Genomic DNA, 23,159 nt, shown 5'->3' with positions numbered 1-23,159 from the left:
CTCGCTAAAAATATGCTTATGCGAAAATGTCTCAGCGTCATATTGCTTGATCTACCATGTAAAATAACGCCCATTGCAACGATAGTGACAGTATAGCAATAATCCTAATTGGCTTAATGCCTCCAAATTAGCACTGCAGGTTTTTCGTAAAAGAAAATTGATCATCAGTATTTTTTCGACCACTTTGCTTGATTACAAGAAGAAACCCTCACTGCTAATTTATGATAATAAAAGAGCGTGTTATGATGCTATCAATTTATTGTAGTAAGAGGCCAATATGACCCTTGTATATGGCATAAAAAACTGTGACACCATCAAAAAAGCCAAAGCTTGGCTTACTAAAAATGACATTGCATTTGAGTTTCATGACTATCGTGTTGAAGGGATTAACGAGAAAATGATCGCGGACTTTTTTGCTCACTTGCCATGGCAAGAGGTGGTTAATAAGCGCGGCACAACCTATCGACAATTGAGCGATGAGGTCAAAGCGAATTTATCCGCCGAAACCGCATTAGCCCTGTTAGTCGAACATCCGGCCATGATCAAGCGTCCGCTACTGATCCATAATGGCCAATATTACTTAGGCTTTAAAGCCGATCAATACGCTGAAATCTTTGCTTAATCTCGCAAAAATTGAATGAATAAAGGAATTATTATGCCAGACAGTGCCGTACTTAGCTTAGCAAAAGATTTAATTAGCCGAGAATCTGTTACCCCAGAAGATGCGGGATGCCAACAAATGATGATCGAGTATCTTGAAGCACTTGGTTTTGAATGTGAAACCATGGTCTTCGATGATACCACTAACTTATGGGCACGACGTGGCACCGCTAAGCCACTTTTTTGCTTTGCCGGCCATACTGACGTCGTCCCCACCGGGCCACTTGCAGACTGGCATACACCACCATTTGAGCCAACAGTTATCGACGGCTTCCTACATGGCCGTGGCGCGGCTGACATGAAGGGCTCAATTGCTGCCTTTATGGTGGCGGTAAAACAATTTGTTGAGCAACATAATGATCATCAAGGCTCCATTGCTTTTTTAATTACCAGTGACGAAGAAGGCCCATTTATTAATGGCACAGTCAAAGTGGTTGAGGTGCTAGAAGCACGCAATGAAAAAATTGATTATTGTATTGTGGGTGAGCCATCCAGTACCCGTGAGGTTGGTGATATTGTAAAAAATGGCCGCCGTGGCTCACTGACCGGTGATTTAGTCATTAAGGGGATTCAAGGTCATATCGCCTACCCGCACTTAGTGGATAACCCAATCCATAAAGCAGGCCCAGTGATTGCCGAATTATCGCAAAAAGTGTGGGACAACGGTAATGAGTTTTTCCCGCCAACCAGTTTCCAAATATCTAATATTCAATCAGGTACGGGCGCATCCAACATCGTACCAGGCGCATTAACGGCGCAGTTTAATTTCCGTTACTCTACGGAATGCACGGCTGCTGACTTGGTGGCGCGCACACATAATGTATTAGACTCGCAAGGCCTAGACTATGAGCTTAATTGGACCTACAACGGCGTACCATTTATTACAGGTGAAGGTGAGCTGATTGATGCCGTTAAAGCGGCAATCAAAGAGGTAACTAAGTTTGATACTGAGCTTTCTACCTCTGGCGGCACCTCAGACGGGCGTTTTATTGCGCCAACCGGAGCACAACTGGTAGAACTAGGCCCAATTAATGCTACCATTCATAAAGTGAATGAATGCGTTAAAATTGCCGATTTAGAGAAGCTGGTTGATATGTACCGCCTTACCCTCACTAAATTACTTAGCCGTGATCCGGTATAGCCGTGAAACTGTCTAAGCGTGATATAGCCCTTAAATTAACTGGCCAAGTGAGTGATCATTTGGCGCCTTATGGGCCTTATCACTGGTTAGAGGCCAACGCCCTTGCCGCTTTTCTATCAATGCAACAAGCGGCAAAAAATGATGGCATCGAACTGGATATAGCCAGTAGCTTTCGTGGTTTTTCTCGGCAACAGCTTATTTGGGATGGGAAAATGAGTGGGGAAAGACCTGTACTGGATCACCTCTCTCGTCCCCTTGATACAGCTTTATTGACCCCACGAGATAAAATTTTGGCCATTTTACATTGGTCAGCCTTGCCCGGCGCCAGCCGACACCATTGGGGCACCGATATCGATGTATACAGCCCTGCATTGCTGCCTGATAACTATCAGTTGCAACTTGTTCCCAGTGAATATCAACTAGGTGGATGTCAGCATCCTCTTGCATTATGGCTTGAGAAAAACATGGCCAAATTTGGCTTTTATTTACCCTATCAAAAGCAGCTAGGCGGCGTCGCTATTGAGCCCTGGCATTTAAGCTATCACCCTGTCGCTGCGCGCTACCAACAGATGTTTACCATTGATATGCTAGATAGCGTATTAGCTCAGTCGAGTGTTTTGGGTAAATCAACACTGCGGATAATGTTACCCACGATATGGCAGCGTTTTATCACTCAGATCAGCACACCATAATGAGTACAATTTGGATTGTCATCATCATCGCTTTAGTACTTGGCATCATTGCCAGTAATATTATGTTACTTAAACACACTGCAAAGATGGATTTTAAAGCTAAAGACAAAAACAACGATAAAACAGATGACAACTAAACAACTCGGGATAGAATGAACTTTAGATACCAGATCCCTCTATTTTTTACCTTTTAACAAATTGTTAGGAAGACTTGTGTTGGAAAAAAAGATTGAAGCCGTCATATTTCAAGGCCGCTGGCTGTTAGCGCCCTTTTTTATCGGGCTGTTTGTGGCCATTATTATACTGTTAATTAAGTTTACTAAATCCTTATACCTAATGGTGCTAACGGCTTTTACTGCCAGCTCTGAAGAAACCATTATTAATATTTTAACCCTTGTAGATACCGCCCTATTAGCGGGATTGCTACTGATAATCATCTTTAGTGGTTATGAAAATTTTGTGTCTAAGCTTGATATTGATGATCATGAAGACAGACCATCTTGGATGGGAAAAGTAGGTTTTTCGGGCTTAAAACAGAAATTGATTGGCGCTATCGTAGCGATTTCTGCTGTCGAACTGCTAAAGCTCTTTATTCACGCAGAAGCCTTAACCGAAGCGCAGATATTTTGGAAAATTATGGTGCACTTAACCTTTGTGATCTCGGGCGTATTGTTCGCCCTCACCGATTACATTGTTGAAAAAGCAAAAAGTCACTAACACCTATACCTGAACAAAAAAGCCAAACATCAGTTTGGCTTTTTATAAAGATATTTCTCGACGCGCTATTTAATCAGCGATTAGCTGATACTGCTCACGTAGGATCTCAATAATTTCGGCTTTTGGATTATCCGATAAGGTAATCTTCTCACCAGTGATTTTTTCTGCCACACCTAAGTAGATTTCTGATACCTTCATCAAAACTGACTCTGGTAAGGCATTATCACGCGCTAGCGCTTCACGCTCTGGCATGCGATCTTTATTTAGCAAGATGTCCGGATCGGGGAAATGATTGAGCAGTAATTGACGGAATTGCTCTTTTGAGTTTTCGACCACGTTGCCATTGGCAAACTCAGCGGCATCCCAAATGCGCGATGAATCCGGCGTACCAACTTCATCCATGTATATCAGTTTTTCTTGGCCATTTTTATCTGTGACGTAGCCAAATTCAAACTTGGTATCAACAAACATCTGACCGATATTTTCTAGCGCTTCACTAATGACATTAAAGCCTTCTTTGAGCAACTTTTCATAAAGGTTAATGTCTTCAGCCTTGGTAAAATTAAACGCTGCGAAGTTGTCTTCTATGTTCTTGCGCGTCACATTTACATCATCAGCTTCTGGAACGCCCGGAATACCACGCAAAATGCCCTTAGTTGATGGCGTGATCAGCAGTTCAGGTAGCTTTTGGTCTTTAGTTAAACCATCTGGTAGCTCAATGCCACAAAACTCACGCTCACCCTTTTCATAAGCGCGCCACATCGAGCCGGTAATATACTGGCGACAAATCGCCTCTATCATCACAGGACGTGCTTTTTGTACTATCCATACAAACGGGTGAGGTATATCTAGAATATGGCTGTCTGCTAAGCCTTGCTCTTTGAATAAACGAAACCAATTATTTGAAATCGCATTCAACGCTGCGCCTTTACCCGGCACACCATTCATGCCACCTTCTCCGTGCCAAATGCAGTCAAAAGCTGAAATTCGATCACTAATAACCATGATAGCCAATGGTGTATCGGGCGCCACGTCGTAATTTTTTTCCGCAATTAAACGGCGACTGTCAGCTTCGGTTAACCAGTAAACCGAACGAACTTTACCACTATGAACGGGTTTATCGGTACGGATTGGAAGATCATTATTGACTGCCAATACCTTGTCAGCAAGACTCATGTTTGTATGCCTTCTTAAATAGCAATAACTGAAATACAGCTAGTATTGTTAATTAAAAAAGGCGCGATATTATCGCGCCCTGTTGGTTAATTGTTTTCGACTCGCATGTGCTTTTGCATTAAATCGACAATGCTTAAATACATTTCACTTATTTGCTGTACTGACAACGGTTGCTTATCATCAGCAAAAATAGTGATCACGGTTTCCCCCTGCTTAGACTGACCAAGCTGGAAAGTATATGAACCTTTAGTTAACTCAAATCTACGTAACCCCTTCTCGCGCCAATAATCATTAGAAGGCTGTTTAAAACCCATGACATAAGCGCCCAAGATTTTATTGCTGGATTCATATTCAAAATTAAGTTCAGCTAAAGCCAAAGGTAATTTTGCCCATACAATATCGAAGTTTTTCTTCGTTACCCAAGCGGGTAAACCATTGTCATCAAAACCTAAGTCTAGCGGAACTCGATTATCTTGTGATTGCAATGATGCATTTTTACGTTGGTTTTCTGCTAATGCAAATACCAAGAAGCGGTTAATCATACCGATTTCATAACGCTTCTTTTCCGCATCAAGTAATGGTTTAGTGTTCACGTCACCATCAACCGACTCTTTAAAACTCAACAGCTCAACAGCTAAGCTTGCCGTGCGCGATGATGAAGGCTCTTTGAGTGTAAATTTGTACTGCTCTTCTGAACGATAATCTGTCGTATTGAAAAAAGAGCCAAACTCTTGTTCAAACACAAATGTATCTGAAACTAATTCACCTTTAAGTTTATCTAGATTTTTAGCCGATACATTATGTTGCTCGAAGAAATTGAGTAACAAGCTCCACACATCATCTTTTGCAGCCACCCCACGGTCTTTGGCGGTAAAGATGACCGTTGTATTTTCTGCCGTGTCATCTGTTCGCGTCCCTTCTAGCACAGTCAGAACTTGAGCAGGCGAACGCACATCGACCTGTTCACCTAAATAAGTGGGTAGCGCTCCTTTACCTAGCGCAGGCACATTGTAAGTAGTATCAAGGGCAACCTCACCTATACCGGCAGTTGAAATGGGTTGAGCTAAAGAAGCATCCAAATAATCAAAATTATCTGTCGCTTTTTTTCGTGACTCAAAACTACTACAACCAGCCAATACTGTAATTAACAGGCCGCCAATGAAAATACCTTGTTTTTTTAGCACGCAATAACCGCCTTAATCGATGAGACTTGCTTGTTTTAACGCTGCTTCCACTTCCGGTTGCAACGGTGAAGAAAGAGTGGTTAAAGGTAACCGTAATGTATTATTTGGGATCAGCCCCAAACGGTAGCAAGCCCATTTTACTGGGATCGGGTTAGCTTCAACAAATAATTTATCATGTACTGGCATTAAACGTTGATCTATCGCCTTAGCCGCTTCAGTCTCACCCGCTTGTGCGTGTTGACACATTTTAGCCATTTGCGCAGCAGCCACGTTAGTCGTAACAGAAATAACGCCATGGCCCCCTTGCAGCATAAAATCAAGTCCAGTGGCGTCGTCACCGCTGTACAGTGCAAAGTCATCACTCACTAACGCTTTAATATCTGCTAAGCGTTGTAGATCGCCAGTCGCTTCTTTGATGCCGATAATATTATCTAACTTGGCTAAACGCGCGACGGTTTCTGGCTTCATATCTACCGCGGTACGACCGGGTACATTGTATAAAATTTGCGGTAAGGTTGAAGATTCCGCAATGGCTTTATAATGCAGAAATAACCCTTCTTGTGTCGGTTTATTGTAATAAGGAGTCACACTCAAGCCTGCTGCAACACCGCTGCTTTGGAACAATTTACTTAGCGCAATAGCCTCAGAAGTTGAGTTAGCGCCATTGCCAGCAATCACAGGGATACGGCCAGCGGAGAATTCTAATGTCTTCATTACCACTTTTACGTGATCATCAACATTAAGTGTTGCCGACTCACCTGTTGTGCCTACGGAAACAATTGCCGCAGTACCTGCTTCAACGTGGTAATCCACTAAACTTTTAAGTGCTAGAAAATCAATTTCACCGGCATCATCCATCGGTGTGATTAAAGCAACAATACTACCCGTTAGCATTTAGACATCTCCTTATAATCGAGCGAAATATGGTACTTTTCCAACTGGCTAAAAACAAGCATCAGATATGAATCACCAAGTGAAAAGGCCAAACAAACTGGATTTTAGCGCACTAATTAAACGACCCCGTAACATAAAGCAATTTACTCAGTGACATAGTTGGTATTTTTGTCAAAGTATCACTAAACTCGCTCTGCCAATAGAGCTAGCCCGTCACACTCTTGCAATAAACTAGAAAACAGCAATAAAAGATACCACAGTACAACAAATTACAGATACGTTTTCTAACACGAATCCTTGCCTGCAAAGCTTATCAAAGTAATATATTACTATTTATTGATCCAAGAACTTGGTGAAATAGGTATAGAAGGCCGAAAGCGCACTATTAATTATGGAGTAAAACATGCAAACACTTGTTGCTGGTGATAAAGCCCCGCTGTTTAGTTTACAAAATCAAAACGACCAAACTGTGTCTTTAGCAGACTTAAAAGGCAAGAAAGTACTGGTGTACTTTTACCCCAAAGCAATGACCCCCGGCTGTACCACCCAAGCTTGTGGCTTGCGTGACAGCAAAGCGCAATGGGCTGATAACAATTTAGTGGTATTGGGCATTAGTCCTGATGCCGTGAAACGCCTGACCAAGTTTGTTGAACGTGACAATTTAAACTTCGACTTACTTTCAGATGAAGACCATAAGATTGCCGATGCGTTTGGAGTATGGGGCCTGAAAAAATTTATGGGTAAAGAATATGACGGGATCCATCGCATCAGCTTTTTGATTGATGAACAAGGCAACATTGAACATGTATTTAATAAATTTAAAACTAAAGAGCACCATCAAGTCGTAATGGATTACTTAGCAAGCAAATAAAACCATTGCTCCCGCTCAATAAGACGGGAGCAACATTTATTTACTCAGCAGAAGCTAATGACTCAGCCGCTTTGGCTTTATCCGATGGCCACGCATTAACAACTGCTTTCACTAAGGTTGCCAAAGGAATTGCAAAAAATATTCCCCAAAAACCCCATACCCCACCAAATACAAGTACCGCGACAATAATAGCAACAGGATGTAAATTCACCGCTTCAGAGAATAAAACCGGCACGAGTACATTGCCATCAAGAGCTTGAATGACACCATAAGCTATCATTAAGTAGAGAAACTCAGAAGTAAACCCCCACTGAAACACGCCCACTAACGCAACGGGAACCGTCACAGCTGCTGCGCCAATGAAGGGAATTAATACCGACAGGCCTACCAACACCGCCAACAACGCAGAATAGCGTAAATCAAGCACAGCAAATGCAACATAACTAACACTGCCAACAATCAAAATTTCAACCACTTTTCCACGAATATAATTGATGATCTGGCTGTTCATCTCAACCCAAACTTGCGTTGCCAATTGGCGATTTTCTGGTAAAAAGCGGGTAACATTTTGTGTTAACTCCGTTTTATCCTTGAGCATAAAAAACACCAATAAAGGCACTAAAATACAATAAACTAGCAACGCAGCTAAATTAATCAACGACCCCAATGAAAAAGAAACGATTGCTTCACCACTACTGATTAATTTATCCCGAATATTATCAACAACAGTCGACACCATTTCAGCGTCCACCATTTCGGGATATTTCTCAGGCAACGTCAGTAAATAACCTTGGGTTTGGTTAAGCATATAAGGTAACTCACGTATAAAGTTGGCGCCTTGTTTAACCACAGTAGGCACTAAACCCAGTAAGGCGAGTACCGTAAACCCAACAAAAGCCAATAACACAATAATAGCGGCGCCGGTACGATTAACCCCCCATCGTTGCAATGAACAAACAGGCCAATCGAGTAAATAGGCGATCACTATCGCCGCCAGTAACGGAGCCAGTAATGAGCCGAAAAAGAACACCACACTAAAGCCAAAAACCAACAAGATAGTTAAGGTCACCGCATGGGGATCAGAAAACCTATCTTTATACCATCGAGAAAAAACATCAAACATAAGCCGAAACGACTCCTATATCACTCATTTATCACGCTAAAAAAATCACCAATGATAAGGCTGCCCTGGGCAACTCTTCACGCTCAAATGGAATACCGTGCTTCATTAAATAACGTGGAATATCCTGTTTTGAACCGGGATCACTGACCAATAAAGTTAACTGTGCTGGAGGATGGGCTTTCGCCAACCACTGGCGCATATTGATTAAAGGCATTGGACAAGAAAGATCTCGGCAATCTAAAGTGGTCATATTTTACTCATTGTTCCCAATCACAAAACAACCCTGTCATTATCAGGGCAATCAAATAACAACACAAACGATATCCACATATGGAGCATATTTAATTGTTAGCGACCAATTTTAATTCAACGAACCTTGCACCTGCCCCATAAGAGCGTTTATGCTGCAGTCATCACTGTAATTGAGATGACTTCGTGTTTGCAAAATCAGCCTTAACCTCGCTTATATCAGGTATCCTTTTGTTCGCTGCAAGCAGCACTACTCATGCCAATTTACCAGAAATAGGCACAGCAGGCGCCAGCGCATTAACCATAGAAAAAGAGATTCAATATGGTAAAGCATTTAGCGTAATGGCTCGAGGCGGCCTACCTGTAGTATATGATCCCGTTTTAGTTGAATATATTACTGATCTTGGCCACACCTTAGTTGCTCACGCCGACTCGGTGAAATTTCCATTTAATTTCTTTTTAATTCAAGATAATGAAATAAACGCTGCCGCTTTTTTTGGCGGCTACGTCAAAATTCATACTGGCTTATTCTTATATGCAGATAATGAAAGCCAACTGGCTTCTGTTGTCGCACATGAAATAGCCCATGTTACACAGCGCCATTTAGCACGAATGATGGAAGCACAATCGCGCAGCAACCCCGCCACGCTAGCCGCGATGGCGGGCTCTTTATTACTGGCACTCGTTTCCCCTGAAGCAGGCCTTGCAATGTTACAAACCAGCGTTGCGGCTAATATGCAAGCTAACATCAATTACACCCGCACCCATGAATTTGAAGCAGACCGAATTGGCATTCAGACCTTGAACCAAAGTGGGTTTGATCCGAGAGAAATGGCTGGTTTTTTTGGTAAATTGTCAGCGCAATATCGCTATTCAAGCAAGCCGCCGCAAATGCTACTCACACACCCTTTACCGGAAACAAGGGTAGCGGAGTCTCGTAACCGCGCCGCCCAATTCCCGAGCAAAAAAATATCGCCTAGTTTGTCTTACCAATTAGCCAAAGCCCGAATAGAAGCCAGGTATTCCAATATGTCAGGCAACACTAGCTTAAGTTTTTTTAACAATCAGATTAAAAACAAAGATTACAAGTTAGAGGCGGCTGCACTTTATGGTAAGAGTTTGGCGTTAATACAAATCGAAAAATACTCAGAGGCTGAGAAGATAATCGATGAATTATTAGCCCAATCGCCACGAAACTTGTTTTATATCGATACAAAGACAGATTTAGATATTGCACAAAACCGCCACCAACAAGCAATTGACCGTTTATCTATTCTCTACCGAGAAATGCCAAATAACTCTGTGGTTGTGATCAACCTAATTAACACCTATATGGAAAAGAAGGACTATGAAAAAGCGTTGGTCGTTCTCGACAAATTTTTACGCCAGCAACCAGATAATGCGTTAGCTTGGTCCATGGCGATTAAAGTGAATCAAGGTCTTGGTAATTTAGGTAAAGCTTATCAAGCGAGGGCTGAATACCTTGCTTTACATGGCGATTATAGAAAAGCCATTGATGAATTAACCAGCGCGGGTGTCGAAACCAATAATAATCTTGATCGCGCGAGAATAGAGGCTCGAATTGAACAATTTAAGCAAGCACAAGCTGCCTTAGATGAGCTGCGATCTTAAGGCGCAGTCGCAGCGCTAAGGCTCTGCCAGTGCTGATTCAAACTGCTTAAATCCTGTTCACCGACCAATGTTTGTACCAACTCTCCCTGGGGGTTTAGCACATAGGTAGTTGGCAGCACTTTGGGCCTTGGCAACGTGAAGTCATCCACCTCCACCCGCGCAAATAGAAACGATACATTTCTCTGTTGCCAACTGGTTTGTAGTTCAGCTAAAGGCAAATTATCATAACTCACTGCGATGACTTGCCGTTGCTCTGAAGCTAAGCCAAACTTATCAAGAGCCGGAAGCTCTTTAATGCAGGGCTTACACCAATCCGCATAATAATTTACCAACAGCCATTGGCCACGATAATCGGCCAAATTAGCGGGTTGACCATTAGATAAGGTTAATTCTGCTTGGCCGCAAGCAGTCAAAACTAAAACACTAAGCAAGATCAGGTTGCGTATTTTCATCACTACTAAACTCATGTCCCTTTGGTTACAATACCAATATTACTGAATATGGAGCGTCAGCATGTCACAAGTGCAAATTTATCACAATCCACGTTGCTCAAAGAGCAGAGAAACACTCGCCCTATTAGAAGCACAAGGCCTGCAGCCTGAAATCGTGCTGTATCTCTCCACGCCACTGAGCACGGCATTGCTCAGCGAAATAGTAAAAAAATTGGGGTTTGACACTGCTCGCCAGCTCATACGTACCAAAGAAACGTTATACAAAGAGCTTGCCCTTAAAGATGAAGTTGATGAAAAAGTATTACTCAATGCCATGGTTGAAAACCCAAAGCTCATTGAGCGCCCTATCGTCATTTATGGTGACAAAGCCGCGCTAGGCCGCCCGCCTGAGCAAGTATTGGATCTTTTTTAATGCAAACGCAACATTATCGAACTATCGCGAAAGCCGGCTATTTCGGCTTACTCATTTACGTGCCGCTTTGGCACCTATGGCTTTCGCCGCCCCCTACAGGGATAAGTCCCATTCTCATGCTAGTAATGTGGTTGGTTCCTTTATTATTCCCGTTACGTGGCATTTTAAAAGGCAATCCATATACTTACGCTTGGGCGAGTTTTATCAGCTTGTGGTATTTTCTACATAGTATCACCCTGATCATCGCCGATCCGAATGAGCGTTGGTTAGCTGTTATCGAGCTAATATTAGCCACCACTTTTTTTACAGGCAGTGTTTACTATGCCAAATACCGCGGCCGAGAATTAGGTTTGAGTATTCGTAAACCAAAAGAGCCAAAGTAGCCGTAACACAACGGCGCTGATGCTTTAGTAAGGCACAGCGCCGATAACCTTGACTATAGATGAAGGGTTTCTTTAACAAAGGGAATGGTCAATTTGCGTTGCGCTGCAATTGATGCGCTATCAAGGTGATCTAACGTCTTCAACAGCATGGCCATTTCACGGCTTAATCGATTTAACAGAAATCGCCCTACTTCCACAGGTAATTTAAAGCCACGCAGCTGTGCACGTAATTGTAGCGCACCAAGCTTAGCCTCATCATCTAAATGATTAATTCGATAGCCAGTGCCCCATTCCAACCGTGATATTAAATCTTGTAATGAAAGACCTAAATTCTTCGGGCTATTATTACCAGTAAAAATCAGGCAATTCGTTAGCTCGGTATGGGCTTTTTTTTCTAAACAACGATTATAAAGATTAAATAACGCTTGTTCCCATTGCGCATTTCCCGCTATTGCTTCCAGAGAGTCAATGCAAATAAGGGGCATGTTCTCCATCCCATCTAGCATTTCTGGGTTCATCATATGATGTAAATCGAGTGGGACATAAGCAGCTGCTTGGCCACTGTCATTAGCTTCGGCACAAGTTGCATGGAGTAGATGAGAACGACCCGATCCTTCTGTACCCCATAAATAAATGACGTCGTCCCCCTGTCCGATGGCTGCATTTTTCAGTGCAGTTAACAGTTGGGAATTATCTCCCGGATAAAAACTGGCAAACGTTTCATCATCGGGTAATTGCACTGACAGCGAAAGCTGTGAAGGGTTATGCTGTTCCACTAATCATTCTTAATCGCATCGTGTGGCGCCCAGTGTAACATTAGCAACAATAATGGGCAAAAGGCAGCTGCCGAATAGGTCCCTATTATTCATGATCTATTACTTGCCAGCGCCAACTTAAATCAACCCCTTCAATATCTTGCTCAATCTCAGTCATGTTTGAGTGCGTGGCGATCGTTTGCTTTAACTCTTCTTGGCTACCCATCAGTTGAAGTTGTAATTGCATATTACCGGGCGCAATAGTTTTAAGCGTTACCTTACTCACATTAGACAACTGCTGAAAAAAGCGTTTGACCATAACCACATCAGCCATTGCATTAACATTTTCAACCTGTACCACTACGTAATCATCATCGCTGGCCGCTAATACCCGTGAAGATTGGCCAACAAAATAATCAGCTAGTTGATGACTCACTTGCACACTGCTGTCCTCAACCAAACCCACTTCTTCCCCTTGTAATAAAGGCAAACCTTGGGCATCAATTAATTGCCAGGTAAGCTGACTTTTTGGTCCAGCTAAAGTAGCTTTTATCAGGACGATATAGTCGACGTTATAGCGCTGGCTGGCTGTGACAACGGGCGTTAAAAAGCGACCCCATACATCCGTTATTGATATTTGATTTAAATCGTCAAAGTCGAGTAAAGGAAAGGTGATCGGCATGGCGCGCACTTGCGCCCCTTCTTTTAACCCCGTAATTAAGCCTGCAGCGGCGTGCTCTGACAGCAAGGTTTTCTGATCTTCTTGGTCTTGAACCACCCAAAATAGAGTGTTGGGTCTGGGCGTCGGCCACACTGAAATTTGTGCTTGGCGCAGTAACTGATTCACTTTAAAAGAATTAAACTCAAATAGAGCTCGGCCATCCCCCATAACGGTTTGCTGATGAACAAGCTCGGGTAAAGGTGGTAAGTATTTAAGAAGTATTTCGTTATCTAGCGTGTCGTAACGACCGGTCACTTTAAGCATGATCCGTTCAAATGCTGTATCAACTAGCTCTTTGTTTGAAACATTAGCCCCAGCATTTACTTCTACCTGATATATATTTTCGGCTGACGCTACATTTAGCCAGCTTGCCACCAATATCAAACAGCTAATGACACCTTTTACCTTAAACACGGGCTCTGATTTCCTATCTATAAAAACAACAGCCCGAGATCTTAACAGAGCTCGGGCTTTTTCTTAAATATCAATTCTGATTAATCAAGCAGGTGCTAACCATGGATCGCTTTAACAAAATCAATTTTTTGGCAGTAATAAATTAAGCGCAATCGCCACTAACCCACACAAGCTAACGCCTTGTAAGCTAAACGACCCCACCCCAAATGCCATACCACCGATACCAAAAATCAATACCACAGACACAATACAAAGGTTACGTGCTTTGCTTAAATCCACTTGATGACGGATCAGTGTATTTAACCCCACTGAAGCAATGGTACCAAACAGCAACATCATGATCCCGCCCATAACAGCAGGAGGAATGGTTTGTAATACCGCGCCAAATTTGCCAACAAAGGCCAAAGCAATAGCAAACACCGCTGCCCAAGTCATTACAACAGGATTAAAGTTACGCGTTAGCATCACCGCCCCTGTGACTTCGGAGTAAGTTGTATTAGGTGGACCGCCAAAACAAGCCGCAGCCGCCGTTGCGACGCCATCACCAAATAGAGTGCGATGTAGGCCTGGCTTTTTCAGGTAATCTTTTTTCGTTACATTACCAATCGCCAAGATATCTCCGACGTGTTCAACTGCGGGCGCAATAGCAACAGGCAACATAAACAAAATAGCTTGCCAGCTAAATTCTGGCGCCACAAAGTTAGGGATGCCAAACCATTTAGCATTAGTAATGGGAGAAAAATCCACTTGGCCAAACGCGATGGCCAGCACATATCCCACCACCACACCGGCAAAAATGGGCACTAACTTGAAAATACCTTTTGCCATAGTCGACATTAACAAGGTGACCACTAAAGCCGATAACGAAATAATCATCGCAGTGCTTTGTTCCATTAGCACAGCCGAGCCATCACCGGTTTTACCGATTGCCATATTCACTGCAACGGGTGCCAAACCAAGGCCTATCACCATGATCACTGGGCCCACTACCACAGGAGGTAAAATACGATGAATAAATTCACTGCCGCGCACTTTCACAAAGCCCGCCATTAACATGTAAACCACACCCGCAGCCATTAAACCCGACATAGTCGCGGGAATGCCCCAAGTTTGTACGCCATACAAAATAGGCGCAATAAAAGCAAATGACGATGCTAAAAATATCGGCACCTGACGCTTAGTCACCCATTGAAACAATAACGTACCAATACCCGCAGTGAATAAAGCCACGTTAGGATCTAATCCCGTGATCAACGGCATAAGCACCAACGCACCAAAGGCGACGAAGAGCATTTGTGAACCTGCTAATGCGGTTTGCCACTGGCTCGTCATTACCATTCCCTGTATCTTATTCGACTCACTTGCAGTTGCAGACCCGTCTATCTGAGCCATAATTCCTCCTGAATAATTAATTGCAACGTGAGTTGATTATTTGGTGCCAAAAATCTTATCACCAGCATCGCCTAAGCCTGGCATAATATAACCGTGCTTGTTTAATCCATCATCAATAGAGGCGGTGTATAGCTCAATATCAGGATGCGCCGCTTCAACTGCCGCAAGACCTTCCGGCGCTGCCACAATAACCAATACTTTAATGTTAGAGCAGCCCTTTTTCTTGAGTAGATCTAACGTCGCAATCATTGATCCACCCGTTGCCAACATAGGGTCTACCACGAGCGCTAAACGATCATCAATTTGATTCACTAGTTTCTCGAAATACGGCACAGGTTGTAGGGTTTCTTCATCACGGTAAATCCCGACCATGCTAATTTTGGCACTGGGCATGTGCTCAAGCACACCATCCATCATGCCTAAACCAGCACGCAGAATTGGCACAACGGTTATTTTTTTACCTTTAATTTGCTGTACGGTAATCTCTTCAGACCAGCCTTGAATATTCACGTCTTCAAGGGCTAAATCGGAAGTTGCTTCATAAGTAAGCAATGCTGACACTTCACGCGCTAATTCACGGAAGCGTTTAGTACTAATATTAGCCTCACGCATTAACCCTAGTTTATGTTGAATTAGTGGGTGTTTAACTTCAGTAACTTTCATTTTTAACTCCAATACACGATAAAACTGCAAAAATTCCACTAATATTAGCAAAAACCTCCTCTTCAACCTCGCTATATTTATAAATTTGCGCATTAATACACAGAAAAATTTCTACTCGTGCTCTAGCCCTGCTAAAATACCCGCGAATTTTTACCAGTTAGTGGCACACTGTCATTAACAATACAATGTCTGGTTATGGGTGAGGGACTTCTGTGAGCAACAAAACCACTTCCTTGAGTTATAAAGATGCTGGCGTAGATATCGACGCGGGTAACGCTCTTGTAGAACGCATTAAAGGTGTAAGCAAACGTACTAAACGACCTGAAGTTATGGGTGGTCTAGGTGGTTTTGGCGCGCTTTGCCAAATTCCTGCTGGTTACAAAGAACCATTATTGGTTGCTGGCACAGATGGTGTAGGCACTAAGCTACGTCTCGCCATTGACTTGAAAAAGCACGACACAGTCGGTATCGATCTAGTGGCTATGTGTGTGAATGACTTGATTGTTCAAGGTGCTGAGCCACTATTTTTCCTTGACTACTACGCAACTGGCAAACTCAATGTTGATGTTGCCGCTGAAGTTGTTACAGGTATTGGCGCGGGTTGTGAACTGTCAAACTGTTCATTAATCGGCGGCGAAACAGCTGAAATGCCAGGCATGTATGAAGGCGACGATTTTGACATCGCTGGTTTTTGTGTGGGCGTAGTTGAAAAATCAGAAGTAATTGACGGCACTAAAGTCGCTGCTGGCGATGCACTAATTGCACTGGGTTCGAGTGGCCCACACTCAAACGGTTACTCATTAGTTCGTAAGATCCTAGAAGTATCTGGCGCTGATACTAGCCAAGCTTTTGGTGATACCACTTTAGGTGAAGCATTACTTGAGCCGACTCGCATTTACGTTAAGCAAGTTCTTGAACTGATCAAGCAAACTGACGTACACGCCCTATCACACATTACGGGTGGTGGCTTCTGGGAAAATATCCCACGTGTACTTCCTGCGAACACCAAAGCGGTTATCGATGGCAGTAGCTGGCAGTGGCCTGAAATTTTCAACTGGTTACAAGAAAACGGTAACGTTGAAACTGAAGAAATGTACCGCACCTTTAACTGTGGTGTTGGTATGATCATCGCCGTTGCTGATGCCGACAAAGAAAAAGCGCTTGAGCTATTAACTGGCCTAGGTGAAAACGCTTGGTTAATTGGTCACATTGAAAACGCTGCAGATGGCGAGCAACAAGTCGTAATAAACTAAGGTTCGTCATGAGTAGTAAGAAAATACTGGTATTAATCTCTGGTAGCGGCAGTAACTTGCAAGCCATCATCGACCAAGTTCATCTGAGTGATGAGCCTGGTAACATTGTTGCTGTGATCAGTAACAAAGCCGAAGCGTATGGCCTTGAGCGGGCAACGAATGCGGGTATCGCAACATCCGTTGTCGCCAGTAAAGGCATCACAGATCGCGCACAATACGACCAAGCTTTAATCAGCGAGATAGATAAGTATCAGCCTGATTTAATAGTGATGGCTGGCTTTATGCGTATTCTAACGCCTGCGTTTGTGCAACATTACGCAGGAAAAATGTTGAATATTCATCCATCTTTGCTGCCTAAGTACCAAGGCTTAAACACCCACCAGCGCGCTATTGATGCTAAGGATGAGGAGCATGGCGCCAGTGTGCACTTTGTCACTGAAGAATTAGACGGTGGCCCGGTGATTTTACAAGCTAAGGTGCCGGTATTTTCTGAAGATCAAGCTGAAGACTTAGCTGCACGTGTACAAGACCAAGAGCATCGAATTTACCCATTAGCAGTGAAATGGTTTATTAACAATCGCCTTAGTATGCAAAATGGTAAAGCAGTGCTTGATGGCGCTGAACTGCCTGAACCAGGTTATGCCAACGACTAAGTTTTATTGCCACGAATCCTAAAACAAAACCCTGCACTGCAGGGTTTTTGTTTATGATGCCTTTGACATATTATGTCTTTACATCAATAGAAATGAAAATAGAATATTCTTAATCTACCTATTTAAGGATATTTTATGGAAACCAAGCTGCTACCTTGTTTACTATTGGCTGGACTATTAAGCGCCTGTGCCAATACAACAAACGACACTACAAGCACACCTAGCGCAACTTCTGATACTCAACAAGCTGATTCAATGCCTGCCCTAGTGGGGCCTTATCAGGTTAAGCATCAAGCCGTTGACCTTTTCTTTAAGAAACCAGCTATCAGTAACTTCCAATTATCACCCAATGGTATGCACATCAGTTAGTTAGCTAGAAATGAACAAGGAAGAATGCAGTTATTCTTGAAAATGGATGGGCAACAAGACAAGCAATTAACGCAAGTGACCAGTCAAAACCTAGACGGCTATTTATGGTTAGATGACGCTCACTTGGGTTATTACCAAGACAATGATGGTGATGAAAACTATCAACTTAACATGATTAACATACACTCAGGGAAAATCACTAACCTTACCCCTTTCCCATCTACGCGGGTTGCTGGCGTACAGAGAATCAAAAATAAACCCGGCAAAATAATCTTCTACATGAATAAACAGGATAAGCGCTACTTTTATCCCTATTCCCTAGACATTAACACGAAAAGAATAACTCCCGAATTTGCACGTTCTGATAGTCTATGGGGCCCGATATACGACCAAGATGGTTTCGCCAGAATTAAGTCGCGCTAGGCACCTAACGATGATAAATATTAAAAAGTGGAATACCATTATCGTCATCCAGGCGACATGACCTTTAGTAAACTAATTACCGTAAACAAAGACGAAGACTTCTCAATCATCCACTTTAATGATGCGACTAACGAAATCTTTGCTTTAACTAATCGCAACTCCGACAAAGTAAGGGTCGTTAAATTCGATATGGATACTCGCCAAGTGGCGACCGTGTTTGAACATGCCGATTATGATGTATTGGGCGCAGGCTTTATCCCGCAAGACAATGAACTTTCGTGGGTCTACTTTGCCGAAGGCAAAGGTAAATTACAGCCTCTATCGCCTACGACAAAAAAGTTATATCAAGTTATCGAATCAAAATTCTCGACTCACTTCACGGTTAATTCGATAACCCAAGATGGCAAAGAAGTGATATTAGCCAATACCGATGCCAACATTCCCGTAGAGTACATGTTATTTGATACCGAAACGCAAAGCTTTACTGCGCTAGGTAAAGCCTCGCCTTGGTTAAAGTCCGAACACTTAAGCGACATGCGTCCAATTCAATTCCAAGCGCGAGATGATTTAACTATTCATGGCCTGCTAACCTTGCCTCGTAATAAAGAGAAAACTAACCTGCCTATTGTCATCTTACCCCATGGTGGGCCATTTGGGGTACTCGACACTTGGGGCTATAACCCAGAAGTGCAAATGCTAGCACATCAAGGTTACGGCGTATTACAAATTAACTTTCGCGGCTCAGGTGGCTATGGTAAAGCGTTCTTTAAGGCTGGCTTTCATCAATTTGGTTCTGGTGGTATGCAGCATGATATTACCGACGGGGTAGAGTGGCTTATCGAACAAGGGATTGCCGATCCTAAAAGAGTGATGATCTACGGCGCGTCCTATGGCGGCTATGCTACTTTAGCTGGCTTAACCTTTACCCCTGATTTATATGCCTGCGGAGTAGATTATGTTGGCATATCTAACCTGCATACATTCTTAATGAATATGGATGAATCTTGGGGGATGAGCCGAGAATCTTGGCTTGAGAATGTCGGTAACCCTTATACCGATATTAAGAAATTGAAAGAAATATCCCCGTATTACCATGTTGACAAGATCAAAGCCCCCTTGTTTGTGGCGCAAGGCGCTCAAGACCCTCGCGTTAAACAGCAGGAGTCAGATCAAATAGTCAATGCACTGCGTAAACGTGGAGTAGAAGTAAAATACATGTTGAAACAAGATGAAGGGCATGGTTTTGATAAAGAAGAGAACCAGCAACATTTTTATGATGAGATGATTGATTTTTTAGCAAGCTGCCCTGCTAATAATCGTATCTAATTTTGCGGAAATAAAAAAGCGTGGCACCCTGCCACGCTTTTTAGCTCATGCAAGCTGAATCTAAACCATGGCAGCAAACTCTTGGGTTTCAACCACCTCTGGCGCAGCTTCAACTGGTAAGGTTTGTTTCACATACACGCCTGGAGCACTACAAAGAACAGGGTAGTTAGCAGCGCCAATCTGATAAGGCTCAACCCGCTCGTCAGGGTTAAAGCCCAATAGCCATTGATGCCAGTGCGGCCACCAAGAACCATCATTGTGCGCAGCGCTGTCAAACCACTCTTCAGCATTATCTGGCATCGCCTCATTGGTCCAAAAACCATATTTGTTTTTATCTGGGTGATTAACCACGCCCGCGATATGGCCAGACTCACCAAGCACGAAAGTTTTATTGCCACCCGTTTGCAACGCACCACGATAAGTGCCTTGCCACAGTGCAATGTGGTCTTCTTTGGTTGAAATAAAGTAGCTGGGTACTTTAATTTTCTCCAAATCAATCCACACCCCACCAATCTTCACGCCTTTGTCCTGTACTAGTTTATTTTCTAGGTAAAGCTCACGTAGTAAGAAGTTATGGCAGCTGGCAGCAACATTGGTACTATCACTGTTCCAATACAGTAAATCGAAATCAACTGGACTATTACCTTTTAAGTAATTATCAACGTAGTAATTCCAGTACAAGCTATTTTCACGTAGCAAACTAAAAGTAACACTCAATGAACGGCCGTCCATATAGCCCAAGGTGTTATTTTGCATTTCAATTGCACTTATTACAGTGTCATTGATGTAAGCACCGACTTCGCCGGGCTGGGAAAAGTCTAACAGCGTTGTGAAAAATGAAGCTGACTTAATGCGTTTTTTCATACGCTTAGCGGCATAGTAAGCGATTGTTGACGCTAATACAGTGCCACCAATACAGTAACCGGCGGCATTGATCTGCTCTTGGCCTGTGATTTCTTCAATGGCTGAAACCGCCTTGACCACACCTTCAGTTACATAATCGCCAAATTCAACATTAGCGTGAGCCGCACTCGGGTTACACCACGACATCATAAATACGGTATGGCCTTGATCGACCAACCAGCGCATCATCGAGTTCTTTTCGCGCAAATCTAGAATGTAGTATTTATTAATAAACGGCGGCACAATTAACAAAGGCGTAGCATGAACGGTTTCTGTGGTCGGGCGATATTGAATCAGTTCAAACAATTGATTTCTAAACACCACTTCGCCAGGTGTGTTAGCCACATTTTCACCCAGTTTAAACGCATCGTTATTGGTCATGCGGATCTTAAGTACATCAGCACTATTCGCCATGTCTTGCTGTAATAGCGATAAGCCTTCTACTAGGTTTTCCCCATTCTTTTCTAGGGTGAGTTTTAATAGCTCTGGATTTGTCGCAATAAAGTTACTTGGCGACATTGCGTTTATCATCTGACGAGAGAAAAAGCCTAGACGCTCTTTCGTCTTCTGATCCACCCCTTCCACTGCATTAATCGTGTCGAGGTAAGTTTTGCTAAACAGTAAATAAGACTGTTTAATGAAATTAAAAATGGCTTGCTCTTGCCATGCACTATCAGCAAAACGTTTATCACCACGCTCGGCTTCAATTACGGAAGATTTACCCGTTTCTTGCATAACAACATTTTGCCAAATTTCCATTTGCTGCTGCCACCAGTGCATTTGCAAATCAAGCATCGCAGCAGGTTGGTTGGCGGCACCTTTTAACAACTCATTGAAGTCGTTTAAGCCAACTTCATTCATTGCCTGATTAAGTGGAGAATTGACGGCTCCCTTGCCTTGCTCAAAGTCCTGCCACCATTGCTGGTTGCTTTCTTGCAATTTGACAAGATAGTCCGAGAAGAAGTGTTGAAACATAAGTTGACCCTCTTGAACGGAAAAGCCACCCTAAATAAGGTGGCTGGCTTGCCAATTATTAAGCAGGTGTTACCGCTTTAATGTTCTCATTTGTCAATTCTTCAACGTCTTGCTTAAATTCTTTTGCAATCGTTTGTAACTTGCTGCTGTCTTCCATCATTTGTTGAGAAAGACGTGTAAGCGCAGCGACTTGATTGCTATTGAAAACCGCTAAAGAAGATACATCCTTTACTTCAGTTGCTGCTTTCATTTGCGATAAGCCAATTTCACTGTAAGTGCGCACTGCGTTTAATTGTAGCTCCGTTAATACTTCTGCATTTTTAGCCACTAACTTGTTGAATTTAAGGTAAGGTGCTAATGCTTTTTCTGACTGCTCGTTAAACAATTTAAACATATCGGTATACATGGTTTATCTCCTGAGTTTTAAAATTTCACGCCTTACATAAAGCGTGTATAGCCACTAACTAGTTAATGAAAAAGCTTACAAACAGCTTTAAGAACAACGTTTTACTAACACCGCCGTGCCCATGCCGCCGCCGACGCAAAGAGAGGCAACGCCGTAATCCCCTTGCTGACGCGCTAACTCATGAACCAACGAAACTAAAATTCGATTACCTGATGCCCCTAAAGGATGACCAAGGGCAATAGCGCCGCCATTAAAATTAGCTTTATCTAGAATAGACTGCACTGGCACTTCGTGATCTGATGCTAATTGTTTCGCTACACCTAATGCTTGTGCAGCGAATGCTTCATTAAGCTCAAACACACTCACATCGTTTATAGATAAGTTTGATTTCTTCAATGCAGACGTCACTGCGCCAACAGGGCCTAATCCCATTAAGCTAGGGTCTAATCCTACTTGTGCGCAACTCACGATCTCTGCTAATGGTGTTAAGCCAAGGCGCTTAACCGCACTTTCTGATGCTACAATGACAGTGCTCGCACCATCGTTAATCCCCGAAGCGTTACCTGCTGTCACCGTACCGGCTTTATCAAATGCAGGTCGTAAAGCGCTTAAACCAGCAAACGTGGCATCAGCTTTAGGATATTCATCTACTGAAAACGTTTGGATCGCACGTCGAGTAACAATCTCAACAGGTACAATTTCATCAACAAAGCGACCCGCTTCAATTGCAGCGACCGCCTTTTGCTGACTGGCGAGGGCAAACTCATCTTGTTCTTCTCGCGTAACCCCCACATGCTTGGCCACATTTTCAGCGGTCACTCCCATGTGATATTGGTTAAACACATCCGTTAAGCCGTCGTTAATGAGTAAATCTGTCAAAGCTAAGTTACCCATCTTTTGACCTTGGCGCATTGACGCAGGGACTGTAAATGGAATTTGTGACATCACTTCCACCCCTGCAGCAACCACTACTTGCGCATCACCTGCGCGAATGTGAGAAACGGCATCCATAACCACCTTCATGCCACTACCACATACCATATTCACGGTATAAGCTGGTACCTCAGCGGGAATATCAGCAAATATAGACGCTTGACGCCCTACATTCATACCCTGCCCTGCGGCAATCACATTGCCCACAATCACTTCATCAATTTGGTCCACTGGCAATGCAATTGACGCCACTGCACCTTTAATACTCTCAGCCGCTAATTTACCTGCAGCAAAATCTTTCAAACTGCCCAAAAATGAGCCTATCGGGGTGCGCTTAGCCGCAACGATATACACTTTTTCCATCTCAACCAGATCCTTAATTATTCT

27 protein-coding genes are annotated in these 23,159 nt (G+C 43.1%); 14 read left to right on the top strand and 13 right to left on the bottom strand.

The genetic code is table 11. The annotated features are described in order from the left end of the window. Positions 1–277 precede the first annotated feature (277 nt). The 5 genes from K1M91_RS07565 to K1M91_RS07545 all read left to right on the top strand — a co-directional run bounded on the left by K1M91_RS07565 (position 278) and on the right by K1M91_RS07545 (position 3,210). Entirely contained in the window at positions 278–622 is a 345-nt protein-coding gene (locus K1M91_RS07565) for an ArsC family reductase (protein ID WP_232801133.1), read from the top strand. Positions 623–637: 15 nt separating this feature from the next. Next, positions 638–1,801: a succinyl-diaminopimelate desuccinylase gene (gene dapE / locus K1M91_RS07560; protein WP_232801132.1), complete on the top strand. Its 1,164-nt coding sequence runs from the start codon at positions 638–640 to the stop codon at positions 1,799–1,801. A 2-nt stretch (positions 1,802–1,803) separates the two neighbouring features. After that, on the top strand, positions 1,804–2,493 hold the full coding sequence (locus K1M91_RS07555) for a M15 family metallopeptidase (RefSeq protein ID WP_232801131.1): 690 nt from the start codon (positions 1,804–1,806) through the stop codon (positions 2,491–2,493). Continuing rightward, positions 2,493–2,630, top strand: coding sequence for a DUF2897 family protein (locus tag K1M91_RS07550; RefSeq protein ID WP_232801130.1), 138 nt, complete (start codon positions 2,493–2,495; stop codon positions 2,628–2,630). The genes K1M91_RS07555 and K1M91_RS07550 overlap by 1 nt, the downstream gene beginning before the upstream one ends. Positions 2,631–2,706: 76 nt before the next feature. Beyond that, positions 2,707–3,210 carry a TIGR00645 family protein gene (locus K1M91_RS07545; protein WP_232801129.1) on the top strand — a complete coding sequence of 168 codons (504 nt, stop codon included), beginning with the start codon at positions 2,707–2,709 and terminating at the stop codon, positions 3,208–3,210. 69 nt (positions 3,211–3,279) lie between these two features. Here K1M91_RS07545 and K1M91_RS07540 read toward each other — a convergent pair whose 3' ends face one another. From K1M91_RS07540 to dapA, 3 genes are all read right to left on the bottom strand, one after another. Continuing rightward, complete coding sequence (locus K1M91_RS07540) at positions 3,280–4,386, bottom strand: phosphoribosylaminoimidazolesuccinocarboxamide synthase (protein WP_232801128.1); 1,107 nt, start codon at positions 4,384–4,386, stop codon at positions 3,280–3,282. Between the two features lie 86 nt (positions 4,387–4,472). After that, positions 4,473–5,570: an outer membrane protein assembly factor BamC gene (bamC, locus tag K1M91_RS07535; protein ID WP_232801127.1), complete on the bottom strand. Its 1,098-nt coding sequence runs from the start codon at positions 5,568–5,570 to the stop codon at positions 4,473–4,475. A 12-nt stretch (positions 5,571–5,582) separates the two neighbouring features. Further along, a complete protein-coding gene (dapA, locus tag K1M91_RS07530) occupies positions 5,583–6,464 on the bottom strand; it encodes a 4-hydroxy-tetrahydrodipicolinate synthase (protein WP_232801126.1) in 882 nt (293 codons plus the stop codon). A 403-nt stretch (positions 6,465–6,867) separates the two neighbouring features. On the opposite strand from dapA, the gene bcp reads away from it, so the two are divergent. Beyond that, positions 6,868–7,335, top strand: coding sequence for a thioredoxin-dependent thiol peroxidase (gene bcp, locus K1M91_RS07525; protein ID WP_232801125.1), 468 nt, complete (start codon positions 6,868–6,870; stop codon positions 7,333–7,335). Between the two features lie 40 nt (positions 7,336–7,375). On the opposite strand, the gene K1M91_RS07520 is transcribed toward bcp, so the two are convergent. After that, positions 7,376–8,458: an AI-2E family transporter gene (locus tag K1M91_RS07520; RefSeq protein ID WP_232801124.1), complete on the bottom strand. Its 1,083-nt coding sequence runs from the start codon at positions 8,456–8,458 to the stop codon at positions 7,376–7,378. Between the two features lie 31 nt (positions 8,459–8,489). After that, a complete protein-coding gene (locus K1M91_RS07515) occupies positions 8,490–8,708 on the bottom strand; it encodes a sulfurtransferase TusA family protein (protein WP_232801122.1) in 219 nt (72 codons plus the stop codon). A 230-nt stretch (positions 8,709–8,938) separates the two neighbouring features. On the opposite strand from K1M91_RS07515, the gene K1M91_RS07510 reads away from it, so the two are divergent. Continuing rightward, a complete protein-coding gene (locus K1M91_RS07510; RefSeq protein ID WP_232801120.1) occupies positions 8,939–10,339 on the top strand; it encodes a M48 family metalloprotease in 1,401 nt (466 codons plus the stop codon). On the opposite strand, the gene K1M91_RS07505 is transcribed toward K1M91_RS07510, so the two are convergent. Continuing rightward, positions 10,336–10,791, bottom strand: a complete 456-nt coding sequence (locus K1M91_RS07505) for a TlpA disulfide reductase family protein (protein WP_232801212.1) — start codon at positions 10,789–10,791, stop codon at positions 10,336–10,338. The two genes, K1M91_RS07510 and K1M91_RS07505, sit on opposite strands and share 4 nt — an antisense overlap. Positions 10,792–10,852: 61 nt before the next feature. On the opposite strand from K1M91_RS07505, the gene arsC reads away from it, so the two are divergent. Continuing rightward, positions 10,853–11,203 (top strand): arsenate reductase (glutaredoxin), encoded by a 351-nt coding sequence (arsC, locus tag K1M91_RS07500; protein ID WP_232801118.1) that lies wholly within the window; start codon positions 10,853–10,855, stop codon positions 11,201–11,203. Next, the gene (locus K1M91_RS07495) at positions 11,203–11,586 is read left to right on the top strand and encodes a DUF2069 domain-containing protein (RefSeq protein ID WP_232801116.1); all 384 of its coding nucleotides are present in this window, start codon (positions 11,203–11,205) and stop codon (positions 11,584–11,586) included. Before arsC ends, K1M91_RS07495 begins: the two co-directional genes overlap by 1 nt. A 53-nt stretch (positions 11,587–11,639) precedes the next feature. Here the strand turns inward: K1M91_RS07495 and hda are convergent, their stop codons facing one another. The 4 genes from hda to upp form a co-directional block, all read right to left on the bottom strand. Then, positions 11,640–12,362: a DnaA inactivator Hda gene (gene hda / locus K1M91_RS07490; protein ID WP_232801115.1), complete on the bottom strand. Its 723-nt coding sequence runs from the start codon at positions 12,360–12,362 to the stop codon at positions 11,640–11,642. Between the two features lie 85 nt (positions 12,363–12,447). Continuing rightward, complete coding sequence (locus K1M91_RS07485; RefSeq protein ID WP_232801114.1) at positions 12,448–13,476, bottom strand: DUF2066 domain-containing protein; 1,029 nt, start codon at positions 13,474–13,476, stop codon at positions 12,448–12,450. 120 nt (positions 13,477–13,596) lie between these two features. Further along, entirely contained in the window at positions 13,597–14,808 is a 1,212-nt protein-coding gene (locus tag K1M91_RS07480) for a uracil-xanthine permease family protein (protein WP_232801211.1), read from the bottom strand. 96 nt (positions 14,809–14,904) lie between these two features. Further along, positions 14,905–15,531, bottom strand: a complete 627-nt coding sequence (upp, locus tag K1M91_RS07475; protein ID WP_232801112.1) for a uracil phosphoribosyltransferase — start codon at positions 15,529–15,531, stop codon at positions 14,905–14,907. 212 nt (positions 15,532–15,743) lie between these two features. Between upp and purM the strand changes: the two genes are divergently transcribed. The 5 genes from purM to K1M91_RS07450 all read left to right on the top strand — a co-directional run bounded on the left by purM (position 15,744) and on the right by K1M91_RS07450 (position 19,555). Continuing rightward, positions 15,744–16,784 carry a phosphoribosylformylglycinamidine cyclo-ligase gene (gene purM / locus K1M91_RS07470; RefSeq protein WP_232801111.1) on the top strand — a complete coding sequence of 347 codons (1,041 nt, stop codon included), beginning with the start codon at positions 15,744–15,746 and terminating at the stop codon, positions 16,782–16,784. Positions 16,785–16,792: 8 nt separating this feature from the next. After that, entirely contained in the window at positions 16,793–17,437 is a 645-nt protein-coding gene (gene purN / locus K1M91_RS07465; protein WP_232801109.1) for a phosphoribosylglycinamide formyltransferase, read from the top strand. 135 nt (positions 17,438–17,572) lie between these two features. Further along, a complete protein-coding gene (locus tag K1M91_RS07460) occupies positions 17,573–17,806 on the top strand; it encodes a hypothetical protein (protein WP_232801107.1) in 234 nt (77 codons plus the stop codon). Positions 17,807–17,830: 24 nt separating this feature from the next. Continuing rightward, positions 17,831–18,229, top strand: coding sequence for a hypothetical protein (locus tag K1M91_RS07455; protein ID WP_232801105.1), 399 nt, complete (start codon positions 17,831–17,833; stop codon positions 18,227–18,229). A gap of 57 nt (positions 18,230–18,286) precedes the next feature. Then, entirely contained in the window at positions 18,287–19,555 is a 1,269-nt protein-coding gene (locus K1M91_RS07450) for a S9 family peptidase (protein WP_232801103.1), read from the top strand. Between the two features lie 60 nt (positions 19,556–19,615). Here the strand turns inward: K1M91_RS07450 and K1M91_RS07445 are convergent, their stop codons facing one another. From K1M91_RS07445 to K1M91_RS07435, 3 genes are all read right to left on the bottom strand, one after another. Then, positions 19,616–21,433: a class I poly(R)-hydroxyalkanoic acid synthase gene (locus K1M91_RS07445; RefSeq protein WP_232801101.1), complete on the bottom strand. Its 1,818-nt coding sequence runs from the start codon at positions 21,431–21,433 to the stop codon at positions 19,616–19,618. A 58-nt stretch (positions 21,434–21,491) separates the two neighbouring features. After that, on the bottom strand, positions 21,492–21,839 hold the full coding sequence (locus K1M91_RS07440; RefSeq protein WP_232801100.1) for a phasin family protein: 348 nt from the start codon (positions 21,837–21,839) through the stop codon (positions 21,492–21,494). Between the two features lie 87 nt (positions 21,840–21,926). Further along, complete coding sequence (locus K1M91_RS07435; RefSeq protein WP_232801098.1) at positions 21,927–23,135, bottom strand: acetyl-CoA C-acetyltransferase; 1,209 nt, start codon at positions 23,133–23,135, stop codon at positions 21,927–21,929. Positions 23,136–23,159 lie beyond the last annotated feature (24 nt).

The sequence above is a fragment of the Motilimonas sp. E26 genome (assembly GCF_021278025.1).
GTDB lineage: Bacteria > Pseudomonadota > Gammaproteobacteria > Enterobacterales > CBDFNC01 > Motilimonas.
This window is presented reverse-complemented; position numbering and strand designations above follow the sequence as displayed.

Coding starts and splice junctions, on each gene's coding strand:
- K1M91_RS07460 (WP_232801107.1), top strand. CDS start 17,573: ATGGAAACCAAGCTGCTACCTTGTTTACTATTGGCTGGACTATTAAGC.
- K1M91_RS07520 (WP_232801124.1), bottom strand. CDS start 8,458: ATGTTTGATGTTTTTTCTCGATGGTATAAAGATAGGTTTTCTGATCCC.
- K1M91_RS07505 (WP_232801212.1), bottom strand. CDS start 10,791: ATGAAAATACGCAACCTGATCTTGCTTAGTGTTTTAGTTTTGACTGCT.
- K1M91_RS07445 (WP_232801101.1), bottom strand. CDS start 21,433: ATGTTTCAACACTTCTTCTCGGACTATCTTGTCAAATTGCAAGAAAGC.
- K1M91_RS07450 (WP_232801103.1), top strand. CDS start 18,287: ATGACCTTTAGTAAACTAATTACCGTAAACAAAGACGAAGACTTCTCA.
- K1M91_RS07455 (WP_232801105.1), top strand. CDS start 17,831: ATGCAGTTATTCTTGAAAATGGATGGGCAACAAGACAAGCAATTAACG.
- K1M91_RS07440 (WP_232801100.1), bottom strand. CDS start 21,839: ATGTATACCGATATGTTTAAATTGTTTAACGAGCAGTCAGAAAAAGCA.
- purN (WP_232801109.1), top strand. CDS start 16,793: ATGAGTAGTAAGAAAATACTGGTATTAATCTCTGGTAGCGGCAGTAAC.
- dapE (WP_232801132.1), top strand. CDS start 638: ATGAATAAAGGAATTATTATGCCAGACAGTGCCGTACTTAGCTTAGCA.
- bcp (WP_232801125.1), top strand. CDS start 6,868: ATGCAAACACTTGTTGCTGGTGATAAAGCCCCGCTGTTTAGTTTACAA.
- upp (WP_232801112.1), bottom strand. CDS start 15,531: ATGAAAGTTACTGAAGTTAAACACCCACTAATTCAACATAAACTAGGG.
- K1M91_RS07480 (WP_232801211.1), bottom strand. CDS start 14,808: ATGACGAGCCAGTGGCAAACCGCATTAGCAGGTTCACAAATGCTCTTC.
- K1M91_RS07515 (WP_232801122.1), bottom strand. CDS start 8,708: ATGACCACTTTAGATTGCCGAGATCTTTCTTGTCCAATGCCTTTAATC.
- dapA (WP_232801126.1), bottom strand. CDS start 6,464: ATGCTAACGGGTAGTATTGTTGCTTTAATCACACCGATGGATGATGCC.
- K1M91_RS07550 (WP_232801130.1), top strand. CDS start 2,493: ATGAGTACAATTTGGATTGTCATCATCATCGCTTTAGTACTTGGCATC.
- K1M91_RS07495 (WP_232801116.1), top strand. CDS start 11,203: ATGCAAACGCAACATTATCGAACTATCGCGAAAGCCGGCTATTTCGGC.
- K1M91_RS07435 (WP_232801098.1), bottom strand. CDS start 23,135: ATGGAAAAAGTGTATATCGTTGCGGCTAAGCGCACCCCGATAGGCTCA.
- K1M91_RS07540 (WP_232801128.1), bottom strand. CDS start 4,386: ATGAGTCTTGCTGACAAGGTATTGGCAGTCAATAATGATCTTCCAATC.
- K1M91_RS07565 (WP_232801133.1), top strand. CDS start 278: ATGACCCTTGTATATGGCATAAAAAACTGTGACACCATCAAAAAAGCC.
- arsC (WP_232801118.1), top strand. CDS start 10,853: ATGTCACAAGTGCAAATTTATCACAATCCACGTTGCTCAAAGAGCAGA.